Below are 12435 nucleotides of genomic sequence, written 5' to 3'. Positions count from 1 at the left end.
CGGTCCTGGCGGCGAAGCGCGTAAGCTGGCTCGTCGTGAGTCTCACCATCGGCATCGTCGGCCTGCCCAACGTGGGCAAGAGCACCCTGTTCAACGCGCTGACCAAGAACGACGTGCTCGCGGCGAACTACCCGTTCGCCACCATCGAGCCGAACGTCGGCGTGGTCGGGCTGCCCGACGAGCGGCTGGCCAAGCTCGCCGAGATCTTCTCCTCGCAGAAGGTGCTGCCCGCGCCGGTCTCGTTCGTCGACATCGCCGGCCTGGTCCGGGGCGCCTCCAAGGGGCAGGGCCGGGGCAACGCGTTCCTGGCCAACATCCGCGACGCCTCGGCGATCTGCCAGGTGGTGCGGGCCTTCTCCGACCCGAACGTGGTGCACGTCGACGGCAAGGTCTCCCCGGCCGACGACATCGAGACGATCAACACCGAGCTGATCCTGGCCGACATCCAGACCCTGGAGAAGGCGCTGCCCCGGCTGGAGAAGGAGGCCAAGCTCCGCAAGGACCGGGCCGCCGCCGTCGAGGCCGCCAAGAAGGCCGTCGAGGTCCTCGACGGCGGCGCCACCCTCTATTCGGGCGCCGCCGCCGCCAAGATCGAGCTGGAACACCTGCGCGAGCTGCACCTGCTCACCACGAAGCCGTTCCTCTACGTCTTCAACGTCGACGAGGCCGAGCTGGGCAACGCCGAGTTCCTCGACGAGCTGCGCGGCCTGGTCGCCCCGGCCGAGGCGGTCTTCATGGACGCCAAGATCGAGTCCGAGCTGGTGGACCTGCCCGAGGAGGAGGCCCGCGAGCTGCTGGAGTCGATCGGGCAGTCCGAGCCGGGGCTGGACCAGCTCGTCCGGGTGGGCTTCCGCACGCTGGGGCTCCAGACGTACCTGACGGCCGGCCCCAAGGAGGCGCGGGCCTGGACCGTCCCGGTGGGCGCCACCGCCCCGGAGGCCGCCGGCGTCATCCACAGCGACTTCCAGCGCGGCTTCATCAAGGCCGAGGTGGTCTCCTACACCGACCTGGTCTCGGCCGGATCGATGGCGGCGGCGAAGGCCGCCGGCAAGGTCCGGATCGAAGGCAAGGAGTACGTCATGCAGGACGGCGACGTGGTGGAGTTCCGCTTCAACGTCTGAAACCGGCCCGTTCTAGCAGGTCAGGAGGGTGTGCCCCCGATCTGGGGCACACCAGGGGCACAACCCCACGCCTCATCGACCGCCCGGCGGGTGCGCTCCTCCGAGTCCGGCATCAAGGCGGCCCTAGACGGGCCGCATGCGCCGCCTGGGCAAGCGCCGGCCGCTGCCGCTGTCGCTCTGCGGGCCGTCACGCCTGACGCCCGGCGGCTGGCGCGGAGAGCGGGAGCCCGGTGGGCCGCCGCAGAACGACAGGATCGTTGACTGGGTGGTGATGTGGCCGGCAGCCGGCGGGGGCGCGGCGGTCGTCGCACCGCCGCGCCGTAGGGCGAGTCACCGCCGGCCGTGGTGGGGATGCGGCGCGAAGGATGCGGGGCCGCCCCTCCGGCCTCAAGGGTGCTTCGCATCGCTGCGCGACGGCCCTTCGGGCCGCCCTTGACCCCGGAGCCTCTGCGACCCCTCGGGCCGGCGTTGCCGGCAGGCGGACGGTGGACGGAAGGCTGATCGCTTGTAGCCGTGAAGTACGGCACGCTTGCATCGGCGGCCCAGCCGGGGAGCCGCTTTCGCGCGGCTGGAAGTTGAGCCGAGCCGGCAGCTCGGTGACGCGATGGGGTGCCGTTGCGGAGGTTGGAGGCGTTGATGGTGGGGAACGCGCGCCGCGATGCCGGCTCATTCGGCTGTGGCGTGGCCTGGTTCTTTTGGAACATTCCGATCGCGCTGGCGGCAATCTCGCTGGTCTTCGTGGCGGTCACCCTGGCTGACCAGGTCTCGTCCGGCGACGGAGTGGACGTGTCCAGGCTGACCGCCGGTTACCTCCTCGCCGTGCCGTGCTTCACCTTCCTCGCGTGGTTGGGCGGCTCTAGCCTGATCGCAGCAATCTGGGCGACCGGCACTCGGAACCGTCTCCTCGCGCGGTTGCCGGTCGTTGTCGTACCCGCGCTGCTAGCCGTGCCCGCGTCGGAGGACGGCTTTCAGATGGCCTTCTACGTCGGCTCCGGCCTGGCCCTGGCGCTGGCCTTACGGCTGCCTGAGGGCTCCGGGACGATCGAGCCAGCGAGTGTCCGAGGATCTAGTGGGTGACTATCTGGGTGACGACGGGTACGAGCGACGGCGGACGTCCACGGACCCCGATGGATGGTCAACGCACCTGGATGCCTGTGGCGACGCAGGTCAGCGCGCTGTGATTGTTGCCTCGGGTCAAGGGGTCATCGGCCCGAATCCGGCCGTCCCGACAGTGGCCGAGTTAGCCAGGACTGGGGGTGCATCGGGTGTAGGGAACGTTGCCAAGATCGGGGAAACCCCCCAGGTCAGAGATGGCGGTGTCACCTGCCTGTGTGTAGGTGAGGGTGAAGAGGACCGGCATTGGCGCTGGGCAGGGCATGAGCACGTCGAACGTAATCGTCAACCAGGTGATGGCGCCCGGTGGGAGTGGGCGCGGGGTCCTGGCGTCCATGTACGACAACTGGCCGCAGCTTCCCCATCCGCTCGTCGTTGCTCGCAGCCCGTTCAACGGAAGGACCGGTTCGATCCGGTCAAGCGTCGTGGTGGTGGCCGATCGGTTGACAATCTCAACGCCCAGTTGCAACCTGTCGCCGAGTTGAGCCGAACACCGGTTGCCGGTCCCGGTCACCGGCTGTGCCTCGGCCGTCACAATTGAGGCGGTTGTCGGCGCGTGCGGGCCGGGTCTGGCGGTATGGGCTTGGGTCTCGGCGCGTCGGATGCCGGCGAGGTATCCCGTGATGGCCCCGACGACGAGCGCGATAGCGATGGGGCCGGCGATTCCGGGTCCCCGCCACCATGGCAGGGGTGGCCTACGAGGCCCGATCTCGATGACGTCCATCTCGTTGTCGCGAGATTGCGATCCGCTAGTGATGGCACCGACCTCCGGTCTGGTTGGTCCATCGGCATTGACGCCTTTCATGCACCCAACTTATGTCGGACAGCCAGAACGCGTGGGCCCGAAGCACCGTTCACGCTGGTGGCGGGACAGCGGCTCTATGTTCCGCTTCAACGTCTGAACCCGGCGGTCAACGCCAACGAACACCATCACACCGCCGAAGCGGAATCGCGCGGGGTGGCGCTTGGCGTCGGGTCGCCTCCCGGCCTCCGCCGCTTCAGTCGGGCCACGCCGGTGCTGTTCAGACCGACACCCCAGATCAGGAGTACGACCAGCCACTGGGCCCAATTCGCTGCGCTCATCCGGCCCGAGAGCAGGTTCCGGACCGTGGCGTAGGGGGTGAAGGCCCGTGCAGGCTGGAGGACGTCGACCCCGCCCAGCAGGGCCCACAGGCCCAGCGGCAGCACGATGGTGGCGAGGCATGCGACGACAGCAGGCCGCACCAGCAGGCCCAGCCCGGTCCCCACCAGTTGGGCGACGATCTGCACCAGTACGCTGCCCAGCGCGATGGTGGCGGCGTGCCGCCAGGGATCCGGGGCGGTGCCCGACGGTGCGAGCGCGAGAGTAGCGGCGCATGCCAGGACTCCGAAGAGTCCGACAGCGGCGGCCAGGAGCGTCGCCGCCAGCAGGGTGGGGGTGAACCGTGCCGGGCGGGGTGCCCGGCGCAGGTCGCGAGCCAGCAGGACGCCGAGGAACGGCACCGTCACCGACATCAGGCTCTGCACCGGGTCCGAGAGGGTGGAGAAGGTCAGGTCGCCGGGCTGCTCCGCCGCGGCCAGCGCCAGGGCGGCCAGCAGGCCCAGCAGCAGAGTGATCGTGATCAGCCACCGTCGGGGCCGCGTCCCGACGGAACGCCGGAGCGCATCGAGAACCGCCCGGTCAAGGCCCGCCGATTGCTCATCGATGTCCACAGTGTGCTTTCGCAAATCCCCGCCCCCGTCCTGCCCTTTCCGTCACGTTCTCCTGTCCGGACCGGGCAGCGCTGTCCCGAACACGGAATCGTGCTCGAACTGTCGCTGATTTCGGTCCCACTTCACTGTCTGGCGTCGTAGCGGCTCCACGTTCCGCTTGCCAACCGACCGTCGACAGCGCCCGCCGGTCTGGCGAGGGTCAGGGCGCGTAGCTGGGGTCGGCGACGCTCTCGGCGATGCGGGTCAGCCAGTGCAGGTCGTTGGCGCGAGATTCCGGACTGGCCCCGGGGTTGAGGATGCTGCGTAGAAATAGGGCGACATCGTCGAGGTGCCGTTCGCTGCGGTAGTAGCTCAGCATGGTCTGGTCCGGTTCCCACGGCCCATAGCCTCGGCGGAAGAGTTCGGCGCGGTGCGCGTTGATCGGGTGGTCGCCGAAGTCCTGGCTGTGGACGAACATCAGGTCCCGCTCGCGGGGCGCGAGGATCGGCGCATCCCAGTCGACGACGTGCAGGGGGCCGTCGCCGTCGGCGATCAGGTTGCCGGGGTGGATGTCGGCGTGGCAGACGACGTGTCGACCTTGCGTCACGCGGGAGGCGAGGTCGTCGACCGTGTCCGACAGCCGGTGCAGGGCGGCAGCGTACCGGTCCCAGAAAGCGCCGAGGGCTTCGCTCGCCGCGGCCTGCTCGCCGAGGGTGCGCAGCCGCTCGCCCGCGCTCGACCGGTAGGTCTCGACCGGCAGGACCGTGGCGATGTCGGCGCTCGGCGTGACCGCGTGCAGCCGGCCCAGGAACTCGCCGTACTCGATCCACTGGCGATCGGTGAGGCCGCGGCCCCACCGACTGCCGCCATCGTGGAACGGGTAGAGCAGCAGCCGGTAGTCCCCGAACCCGCGACTGGCTGCGCCGTCCGGCAGGTCGATCGGCGCGACGACCTGCCGGACGCCCTGCGCCCGCAGGAAGCCGGGCAGCAGGACGGCCGCGCCGGTGTACTCGCCGCGGCGCATCTTCAGGAAGTAGCGCTCGCCGTCGGACGTGTCCACCCGGTACGCCCATGCGTGCCCGTCGAGCCCGACCGGCATGAACACGAGATCGGCGATGTCCACGGCCCAGGCGGCGGCGACCTCGGCGGCCAGCAACCGTTCGTCGACGCCAGGCTTGTCGAGCATGACCGGAGCGTTGCAGCCGGCAGTCCGGCCGGCAAGGCGGTTTCGCCCGCCGTCGGCGCGGGCCGGGACGGTGGCGCCTCAGAGCTGCACCCGGACCGGGTCCGGATGCGCCCGACCGACCCGTCCGGCTTCCGCGAGGCGTGGGACACCCTGGAGCGGCTCTGGGGCGGGACCGTCGAACGGGCCGGCCGGCTGCGACCCGAGCTGCTGCACGGGTCGGTCGATGTCCGGGAGTGCCTGCTGGTCGTCCTCAACGAGGAGTGGGAGCACCGGCTCTACGCGGAGCGCGACCTGGACGTGCTGGAGGCACGCGACGCCTGGCCGGCCCCCTCCCGGCCGTAGCGCGGGCGGCCGGTTCAGGCTGACCCGTTGACCAGCTTGCGGAGCGCGGCGACGGCCGCCCGGTCGCTGACGTCGGCGTAGATCTTCTTGTCCGGGCCGGCCAGGACGACGTACGGGCAGGCCTGGTCGTCGCCGGTCATGGCCTTGTCGAGCAGCTTGCGGCCGGTCGACACCTCGTACACCCGAAGGCGCCAGCTCGCCCGCAGCAGCGTCAACGTCAGCGGCTTCGGATCGTCGTACTTGCAGCGGCGGATCGTCGCGCCGCTGCTGACCCGGTCCAGGCAGGCGACCATCTGCACCTTGGTGGGTGCCTCCGGCGCCCAGGTCTGCTCCACCTTCTTCGACAGGCCCTGCGAGAAGTAGTAGGTGCCGTCCTGGTAGCGCAGCCCGGAGCCGTCTCCGATGAGCAGCACGAGCGGGTGCGGCGCCTTGCCGGCGCGTTTCGGCGACTGCGGGTAGTAGACGTCGTCGTCGCACACCCGGTTCAGGTCGGAGATCTCCTCCGCCGGGTACGCGCTGGCCTGCGGCCCCTGCTGCACCGGCTCTTCCCTGACGTCGGGCTCGGCGGTCGCGGCCGGGCTGCGGCCCGTCGTGGGCGCCGGGGGCGCCTCCCGTGCCGGTCCGGATGCGGTGGTCGTCGCCGAGCGCAGCAGGAGCACGCCTCCGGTCAGGCCGAGGCAGCCCACCAGCAGCACCACGCCCACGATCACGCCGGCGACGACGAGAGCGCGGTTGCGCGGGCCGGGTGGGGACGCCCACGGCATCTGCGGCTGCGGCGCGAACGGAACCGGTTGCTCTCCCGCGGCTGGCGCGTACGGCGGCGAGCCGTAGCTCGACGGCGGCCGCGCGAGTGGGTGCGGCGCGGTGCGATCGGCTGATCGGGTGCCCGGCACCGGGTCCATCGCCGGTCCCGCGCCCGATTCGGCCCCCGTGCCGGTCATGCGCAGTTCCTCTTTCGATCGATCGAGGCGAAGCGCGAATGTAGCAGGACTTTCAGCCCGGGTGGGGGCGGGTACGCGGTGCCTGGAGCGTGATCCAGTAACGCCGGGCGGGGCCCAGTTCGGTGTCCCGGACGTCCTCGAGGACGCCACCCAGGCGCTCGATGGTGCGCGCCGAGGCGGTGTTGCCGTCGGCGCAGACGAGCAGCACCCGCTCCAGGCCGAGCCCGCGCGCCTCGTCGAGCATCCGGCCCAGCGCCCAGGTGGCCAGGCCCCGTCGCCGCGCCGACGGCCGGATGCCGTAGCCGATGTGGCCGCCCACCCGCAGCAGGAAGTCGTCGAGTTCGTGCCGCAGCGCGATCCCACCGAGCACCGTGTCGCCCTCGACGATCCACCGGTACGTGCATTGCACCCCGCCCGGGTCCGGCATCCGGTCCGACTCGTCGGTCAACCGGGCCACCCAGGCCGTGAACCCGGCCGGGGAGACCACCTCGTCGGCAGGGCGCAGCCCGAAACCGTCCTCGTGGCGGCCGGGTCCCCACTCCCGGTGGGCCGCCAGCCAGGCGGAGTGCAGCCGGGTGGTGGGCGCGATCAGCTCGGGCATCCGGCGACGATAGCGCCGGCCCGGTGGACGGCACCACGGAGCCTCGGCCCCGGCTAGTCAATCCCCTGCGGAACGAGGACCTGGTCGTGCAGGACGTCCCGGCAGCGCAGCAGCCGCACGGTGATCTCGTCGAACAGCGCGGGGTCGGTCCGGCCACCGCGCCACACGGCCCGCAGCGCGGCCTGGCCCACGGCCAGTTGGGTGGCCGCCCCCTCGACCAGATTGGCGTACTCCTCCCGGCTCGCCGGCGGGGCGGACCGCGCCGCCTCGCGGGCCGCGAGCAGCGGCGCCCCGGTCCGGGCGAAGATCTCGTCGGCGTCCGCGTCACCCGCGCCGAGCCGGGACAGCACGTGCTCCAGTTCGGTCGCCGCGACGGTCATCCGACCGACCGCCGCCAGGGTCTCCTCGGCAAGCTTCACCACGCCGCGACCCTACCGCCGACCGGCCGGCCGCACGTCACCCCGCGCGCAGGGCGTCGTCCACACCGGTTTCGCGGCGGCCCAGATGGACGGGATCGCGGCCGGAGAACACGTCCACCGTGGCCTTGACGCAGGCGCCGTACTCCCGGGTGGCGCTGATCCGCCAGCGTTCCGCGTACCGGCGGGCGGTGTCGTCGCCCACGCCGTTGGCGGCCACGCCGAGGTGCCGGCAGACCGCCACGGCCCGGGGCAGGTGGAAGGACTGCGTCACCACGGTCGCCCGCTGCACGCCGAAGATGCGCCGAGCCCGGGCGCAGGAGTCGTAGGTGTCGAAGCCGGCGTGGTCGAGGACCACCTTCTCCGCCGGCACGCCCCGGTCGACCAGCCAGCGCCGCATCGCGTCGGGCTCGTCGTAGTCGTCGTTCATGTGGTCGCCGGAGACCAGGATGACGCGGACCTTGCCGGTGGCGAAGAGCCGCTGCGCGATCTCCAGCCGGGCGGTGAGGAACGGCGACGGGGTGCCGTCGGCCTCCACCTTGGTGCCCAGGACCAGGGCGACCGGGGCCTCCGGCACGTCGGCCTCGGTGAACAGGTGGTCCTCGGCGCCGCTGCGGATCCACGCCACGCTGGCCGCGGTGCCGGCGGCCAGCAGCGCCGCGCCGGCGACGGCCACCACCACGGCCCGGCGGATCCGGCGTACGGTCGGTCTGCGGTCGGTGCACCATCCCCTGACCCTTGCGAACAGCCCCCGCATGCGGGCGATTCTGTCAGGCGGCGGCGCGCACCGGAGTCCCGGCGGTGGGAGGAGGACGACGGTGGGGAAGCGGCATCCCGCGCTCGCGCGGCTCGACGTGCTGGTCGGACGGTGGACCGTGCAGCCGGAGGTCGAGGGTCTCGGTGCCGGCTGGACGGAGTTCGCCTGGGTGGAGGAGGGCCGGTTCCTCCGGCAGCACAGCGACGCCGACCCGGTGCCGGAGACCGCGCCGCCCGCCTGGCGGGAGAACAACCCGCTCCCGGCCACGCAGCTGATCGGCCTGGACGACACGGACGAGGAGTTCGCGGTGCTCTACGCCGATGCCCGCGGTGTGCACCGGGTCTACCGGATGACGTTCGCCGACGACGTGTGGCGGATGTGGCGGCAGGCGCCCGGCTTCCACCAGCGGTTCGTCGGGACGCTGCGTGAGGACGGCACCGCCATCGACGGCCGCTGGGAGCGGTCCGCCGACGGCATCGACTGGGCGCTCGACTTCACGCTGGCGTACCGGCGCTGACCGCCGGGTGCGCCGCGCGGGCGAGCACGATCAGCTCGCCGTCGTCGCCCGCGCCGACCGGCTCCCCGGCCCAGCCGCCGAGCACCCGCTCGACGGTGAAGCCGGACCCGGTGAGGGCGCTCCGCAGCTCCTGCTCGGTGCGGAAGCGCAGCGTGCCCGGGTGGCGCAGCTCCGCGCCGTCGGGCAGCAGGTAGTGGTGCAGGAAGCTGACCAGGCCGTCGCGCACGGCGGTCAGCTCGGTCCAGGCGTCCACCACCGTGCCGTCGGGCAGGGTGGGCCGGCGGCGGGAGTCGGTGGGGTTCCAGCGCTCCCAGCGCCGCGCGGCCGGGTCGCGCGAGTCGAACGCCAGCCAGCCGCCGGCGACCAGGGCCCGACGCAGGTGGCGGAGGGTGGCCTCCCACGCCCCGTCGTCCCGGATCTCCTGCGCCACGTGGCTGGTCAGCACGGCCACGTCGTACGCCGCGTCGGGCAGGTCGGCGGCGGTGCCGGGGATCCAGGTGACCCGGTCGCCGCCGGGCTTGGCTCGGGCGGCGGCGAGCGACCCCGGCTCCGGGTCGACGCCGGTCACGCGGTGACCGGCGGCCGCCAGGGCCAGGGTGAGCCGTCCGGTGCCGCAGCCCAGGTCGAGGACCCGGGTCGGTGTCCGCCCGACGAAGCGGAGGAAGAAATCGTCGTCGCGCCCCCACGCGTTGTCCGCGTCGTAGAGCGCCGTCGGCAGGTCGACCGGCACGTCAGGAGATGTGGTGGAGGATGACGTTGTGCACGTGGTGGCTCTTCTGCGCGCCCCGGAACTCCACCTCATAGGTGTGCGTGCCGACGTGGATGGCGATGGCCCCGGTGGAGAAGAACGAGCCGCCCCAGGACTTGTTGCTCACCACGCTCACGCTGGTGATCTTCGCATACGGGATGCTGGTGATCGCGTACCGCTTCCCGACGAAGGAGCGGTCCTGGATGATGACCCGGCGGTCGGTCAGACCGATGAAGCCGGTGCCCGTGCCGACCGCGTCGTAGACGGCGATGATCTGCTCGCCGGGCAGGAGGCCACTCTGGATCTGCTGGAACTGTTCCCTGCGGTCGTACGTCGGATCGGCCATGTCCCCGACGGTAGGTGGGGCGCGCCAGCCAACCCGGTGCCCGGCGAACGACGGCAGCCCCGTCCGCGTGGACGGGGCTGCCGGAGTCGGGGGGTCAGTGGCCGGGGGTCAGTGGTCGACGCGCGGGTCGTGGTCGCGGCTGCGGCTGCCGGCCTTGGCCAGGCCCCGGCTGATCAGGTAACCGACGGTCAGCAGGGTGATGTACCACCAGGCCTTGTCGGCGGCGAAGTAGTCGCCGCCGTTGTTCGCGGCGCCGTCGCCGACGGCGTTCGAGGCGATCAGGACGCCGATGACGGAGAGCAGGTAGACGGCCAGCTCGGTGGTCTTCCACGCCGGCTTGGTCTCCTCGCCGTGCCGGTGCAGGTGCCGTACGTCGCGGTCGACGTGGTCGGTGGCCCGGTTGGTGGCCGCGGTAGGCGTCGTCATGGTCAGCTCCTAAGGGGTTTTCACACATTCCGTCGCTTAAGGGAGCCTTGTGGTTCCCTGTGCCGGAAGTCCTACCCCGGAGGATTTAGTTGCTAACCAGAAACTTTCAGGGATCTTTCAGGAGAGCGCTCAGGGTTCGGTGACCGCGCGGACCGCGTCCTCGATGCGCGCCGCCAGCAGGACCTCGCCCTCGGTGAGCGGCTCCCCGTCGCCGTGGCCCACTTTGATCTGGGTGCGGTCGGCCCGGCGGCTGATCTCCGGACGCAGGCGCAGCGCGTCGGCGACCACCGCGACCCGCTCGGTGAGCGCGGCGTGCTGGGTGTCGTCGATGACGAGCGTGCGGCGGATCTGTTCGCCCTCCCGGGTCCATCCGGACAGCAGGGCGAGCGCGTCGCTGAGGTAGTCGTGCTTCGCCCGGCCGTTGAACAGCACGCGCATCACCGCACCTCCCAGGCGTCGTTGCCGGCTTGTGGCCAAATCGTCGCCATCCCGTGTCCCAGTCGACGCCCTCTAGTCTGTCGTCGCACAGATGGTGTGTCCACGCCCACACTTCCGTGTTCTGCTGACCTGACGGTCGACTCAGCTACCCAAACCGCCGATTGATCTGGCACGCTGGACGCCCGTGCGGACCGAACGGGTTAGCGGGAACGGGCAGGACCGACGGGAGCCGAAAGTGGTCGTCGGGGCGGCGATCATCGTGGACGGCCGGGTCCTGGCCTGCGCGCGCTCCGCGCCACCAGAGGTGGCCGGGCGCTGGGAGTTCCCCGGCGGCAAGGTGGAGCCGGGGGAGACCGAGACCGACGCGCTGGTCCGCGAGTGCGCCGAGGAGCTCGGCGTCCGGGTGGAGATCGGCGCACGGCTCGGCCGCGACGTGCGGATGGCCCACGGCCGTTCCGTCCTCCGGGTGTACGTCGCCCGTCTCCTGCATGGTGACCAGCCGAAGGCCCTGGAGCACCTGGAGTTGCGCTGGCTCGCCCCCGGCGAACTCGACAGCGTTCCCTGGCTGCCGGCCGATGTGCCGATCGTCGCCGCCCTGCGCCCGCTGCTCGCCGGCTCCTGAGCGCCGGAAGCGGACGCGGGGACAGAAACGGGACGGGGGCCGGCGGCATGTGCCGCGGCCCCCGTCGTCGTTGTCGGTGTGCTGCTCAGTGCTTCGGCTCGTCCTGCTGCGGGTGGGCGAAGTTCAGGTGCTCCGGCGGCAGCGGGAAGGTCACGTCGTCACCGAACGGCGACGGCGCCGCGGCCCGGTCGAAGGTCAGTTCGGTCAGCGGCAGCTTGCCGTTGACATCGACCGCGGGGGCGGTCGGGTGCGGCACCTCGCGGTGCCAGTTGACACCCTGCTGAGCCTCCCGCTCGGCCGCCGTGTCGTGCGAGCCGCCGGCGTGCGAGTGCACCCCGCCGTGGGCCGCGCTGGCGCTCACGGCGCTGCTCGAATGCCCGCTGGTCACGCTGGTCTGAGGCACCTGACCCCTCCGGAAGATCTTGCTACCAAGCCACACAAGGGGATCGTACCTGCGGTCGACGACCCGCTCCTTCATGGGGATGATCCCGTTGTCGGTGATCTTGATGTGCTCGGGGCAGACCTCGGTGCAGCACTTGGTGATGTTGCAGAAGCCGAGCCCCATCTCGGACTGCGCGTACTCCTTGCGGTCGGTCTTCGCGTCGAGCGGGTGCATGTCCAGCTCGGCGGCCCGGATGAAGAACCGGGGACCGGAGAACGCCTGCTTGTTCTCCTCGTGGTCGCGGATCACGTGGCAGACGTTCTGGCAGAGGAAGCACTCGATGCACTTGCGGAACTCCTGCGAGCGCTCGACGTCGACCTGCTGCATCCGGTAGTCGCCCGGGGCCACGTCGGCCGGCGGCGCGAACGCCGGGGTCTCCCGCGCCTTCTCGTAGTTGAACGAGACGTCGGTGACCAGGTCCCGGATGACCGGGAAGGTGCGCAGCGGGGTGACCGTGACGGTCTCCCCCTCCTCGAAGGTCGACATCCGGGTCATGCAGCTCAGCCGGGGCTTGCCGTTGATCTCCATGGAGCAGGAGCCGCACTTGCCGGCCTTGCAGTTCCACCGGCACGCCAGGTCCGGCGCGTCGGTGGCCTGGAGGCGGTGGATCACGTCGAGGACGACCTCGCCCTCGTTCACCTCGACCGTGTAGTCGCGGAGCTCGCCGCCGTTCTCGTCGCCCCGCCAGATGCGGAAGGGTCGCTTCGTGCCCGGCTTGCCGGTCGCCTGCGTCTTGTCAGTTCCCATT

At 71.3% G+C, this 12435-nt stretch carries 16 protein-coding genes; 5 read left to right on the top strand and 11 right to left on the bottom strand.

Annotated elements, in window-relative coordinates:
- The first annotated feature begins 35 nt into the window (after positions 1–35).
- Together ychF and ACFYPD_RS01995 are read left to right on the top strand one after the other, a co-directional pair.
- Positions 36–1121, top strand: coding sequence for a redox-regulated ATPase YchF (ychF, locus tag ACFYPD_RS02000; protein ID WP_387107754.1), 1086 nt, complete (start codon positions 36–38; stop codon positions 1119–1121).
- Between the two features lie 636 nt (positions 1122–1757).
- Positions 1758–2198: a hypothetical protein gene (locus ACFYPD_RS01995; RefSeq protein WP_387107751.1), complete on the top strand. Its 441-nt coding sequence runs from the start codon at positions 1758–1760 to the stop codon at positions 2196–2198.
- 966 nt (positions 2199–3164) lie between these two features.
- On the opposite strand, the gene ACFYPD_RS01990 is transcribed toward ACFYPD_RS01995, so the two are convergent.
- Positions 3165–3926, bottom strand: coding sequence for a hypothetical protein (locus ACFYPD_RS01990; protein ID WP_387107749.1), 762 nt, complete (start codon positions 3924–3926; stop codon positions 3165–3167).
- A 199-nt stretch (positions 3927–4125) separates the two neighbouring features.
- The gene (locus ACFYPD_RS01985; RefSeq protein ID WP_387107746.1) at positions 4126–5091 is read right to left on the bottom strand and encodes a phosphotransferase enzyme family protein; all 966 of its coding nucleotides are present in this window, start codon (positions 5089–5091) and stop codon (positions 4126–4128) included.
- A 105-nt stretch (positions 5092–5196) separates the two neighbouring features.
- On the opposite strand from ACFYPD_RS01985, the gene ACFYPD_RS01980 reads away from it, so the two are divergent.
- Positions 5197–5433: a hypothetical protein gene (locus tag ACFYPD_RS01980; RefSeq protein WP_387107743.1), complete on the top strand. Its 237-nt coding sequence runs from the start codon at positions 5197–5199 to the stop codon at positions 5431–5433.
- 14 nt (positions 5434–5447) lie between these two features.
- On the opposite strand, the gene ACFYPD_RS01975 is transcribed toward ACFYPD_RS01980, so the two are convergent.
- From ACFYPD_RS01975 to ACFYPD_RS01960, 4 genes are read right to left on the bottom strand one after another with little or no spacing between them, the layout of a single operon-like run.
- Positions 5448–6374: a hypothetical protein gene (locus tag ACFYPD_RS01975; RefSeq protein WP_387107742.1), complete on the bottom strand. Its 927-nt coding sequence runs from the start codon at positions 6372–6374 to the stop codon at positions 5448–5450.
- A 52-nt stretch (positions 6375–6426) separates the two neighbouring features.
- The gene (locus tag ACFYPD_RS01970; RefSeq protein WP_387107740.1) at positions 6427–6975 is read right to left on the bottom strand and encodes a GNAT family N-acetyltransferase; all 549 of its coding nucleotides are present in this window, start codon (positions 6973–6975) and stop codon (positions 6427–6429) included.
- A gap of 53 nt (positions 6976–7028) precedes the next feature.
- Entirely contained in the window at positions 7029–7397 is a 369-nt protein-coding gene (locus ACFYPD_RS01965; RefSeq protein WP_387107738.1) for a hypothetical protein, read from the bottom strand.
- 34 nt (positions 7398–7431) lie between these two features.
- Complete coding sequence (locus tag ACFYPD_RS01960) at positions 7432–8148, bottom strand: vancomycin high temperature exclusion protein (protein ID WP_387107735.1); 717 nt, start codon at positions 8146–8148, stop codon at positions 7432–7434.
- 61 nt (positions 8149–8209) lie between these two features.
- Here ACFYPD_RS01960 and ACFYPD_RS01955 point away from each other — a divergent pair, with 61 nt between their 5' ends.
- Positions 8210–8665 carry a hypothetical protein gene (locus tag ACFYPD_RS01955; RefSeq protein ID WP_387107734.1) on the top strand — a complete coding sequence of 152 codons (456 nt, stop codon included), beginning with the start codon at positions 8210–8212 and terminating at the stop codon, positions 8663–8665.
- Here ACFYPD_RS01955 and ACFYPD_RS01950 read toward each other — a convergent pair.
- From ACFYPD_RS01950 to ACFYPD_RS01935, 4 genes are all read right to left on the bottom strand, one after another.
- Positions 8643–9395, bottom strand: a complete 753-nt coding sequence (locus tag ACFYPD_RS01950; protein ID WP_387107731.1) for a class I SAM-dependent methyltransferase — start codon at positions 9393–9395, stop codon at positions 8643–8645. The two genes, ACFYPD_RS01955 and ACFYPD_RS01950, sit on opposite strands and share 23 nt — an antisense overlap.
- A gap of 1 nt (position 9396) precedes the next feature.
- Complete coding sequence (locus ACFYPD_RS01945) at positions 9397–9759, bottom strand: PH domain-containing protein (protein ID WP_387107728.1); 363 nt, start codon at positions 9757–9759, stop codon at positions 9397–9399.
- A gap of 108 nt (positions 9760–9867) precedes the next feature.
- Positions 9868–10185, bottom strand: coding sequence for a hypothetical protein (locus ACFYPD_RS01940; protein ID WP_387107727.1), 318 nt, complete (start codon positions 10183–10185; stop codon positions 9868–9870).
- A 129-nt stretch (positions 10186–10314) separates the two neighbouring features.
- Positions 10315–10623: a 4a-hydroxytetrahydrobiopterin dehydratase gene (locus tag ACFYPD_RS01935; RefSeq protein ID WP_387107725.1), complete on the bottom strand. Its 309-nt coding sequence runs from the start codon at positions 10621–10623 to the stop codon at positions 10315–10317.
- A 184-nt stretch (positions 10624–10807) separates the two neighbouring features.
- Between ACFYPD_RS01935 and ACFYPD_RS01930 the strand changes: the two genes are divergently transcribed.
- Positions 10808–11245 (top strand): (deoxy)nucleoside triphosphate pyrophosphohydrolase, encoded by a 438-nt coding sequence (locus ACFYPD_RS01930; protein ID WP_387107722.1) that lies wholly within the window; start codon positions 10808–10810, stop codon positions 11243–11245.
- Between the two features lie 85 nt (positions 11246–11330).
- On the opposite strand, the gene ACFYPD_RS01925 is transcribed toward ACFYPD_RS01930, so the two are convergent.
- On the bottom strand, positions 11331–12434 hold the full coding sequence (locus ACFYPD_RS01925) for a succinate dehydrogenase/fumarate reductase iron-sulfur subunit (protein WP_387107720.1): 1104 nt from the start codon (positions 12432–12434) through the stop codon (positions 11331–11333).
- Between the last annotated feature and the right edge of the window lies 1 nt (position 12435).

The sequence above is a fragment of the Micromonospora sp. NPDC005299 genome, from assembly GCF_042872345.1.
In the GTDB taxonomy this organism is placed as follows: domain Bacteria; phylum Actinomycetota; class Actinomycetes; order Mycobacteriales; family Micromonosporaceae; genus Micromonospora.
This window is presented reverse-complemented; position numbering and strand designations above follow the sequence as displayed.

Coding starts and splice junctions, on each gene's coding strand:
- ACFYPD_RS01970 (WP_387107740.1), bottom strand. CDS start 6,975: ATGCCCGAGCTGATCGCGCCCACCACCCGGCTGCACTCCGCCTGGCTG.
- ACFYPD_RS01940 (WP_387107727.1), bottom strand. CDS start 10,185: ATGACGACGCCTACCGCGGCCACCAACCGGGCCACCGACCACGTCGAC.
- ACFYPD_RS01935 (WP_387107725.1), bottom strand. CDS start 10,623: ATGCGCGTGCTGTTCAACGGCCGGGCGAAGCACGACTACCTCAGCGAC.
- ACFYPD_RS01925 (WP_387107720.1), bottom strand. CDS start 12,434: ATGGGAACTGACAAGACGCAGGCGACCGGCAAGCCGGGCACGAAGCGA.
- ACFYPD_RS01945 (WP_387107728.1), bottom strand. CDS start 9,759: ATGGCCGATCCGACGTACGACCGCAGGGAACAGTTCCAGCAGATCCAG.
- ACFYPD_RS01995 (WP_387107751.1), top strand. CDS start 1,758: ATGGTGGGGAACGCGCGCCGCGATGCCGGCTCATTCGGCTGTGGCGTG.
- ACFYPD_RS01960 (WP_387107735.1), bottom strand. CDS start 8,148: ATGCGGGGGCTGTTCGCAAGGGTCAGGGGATGGTGCACCGACCGCAGA.
- ACFYPD_RS01975 (WP_387107742.1), bottom strand. CDS start 6,374: ATGACCGGCACGGGGGCCGAATCGGGCGCGGGACCGGCGATGGACCCG.
- ACFYPD_RS01980 (WP_387107743.1), top strand. CDS start 5,197: ATGCGCCCGACCGACCCGTCCGGCTTCCGCGAGGCGTGGGACACCCTG.
- ACFYPD_RS01985 (WP_387107746.1), bottom strand. CDS start 5,091: ATGCTCGACAAGCCTGGCGTCGACGAACGGTTGCTGGCCGCCGAGGTC.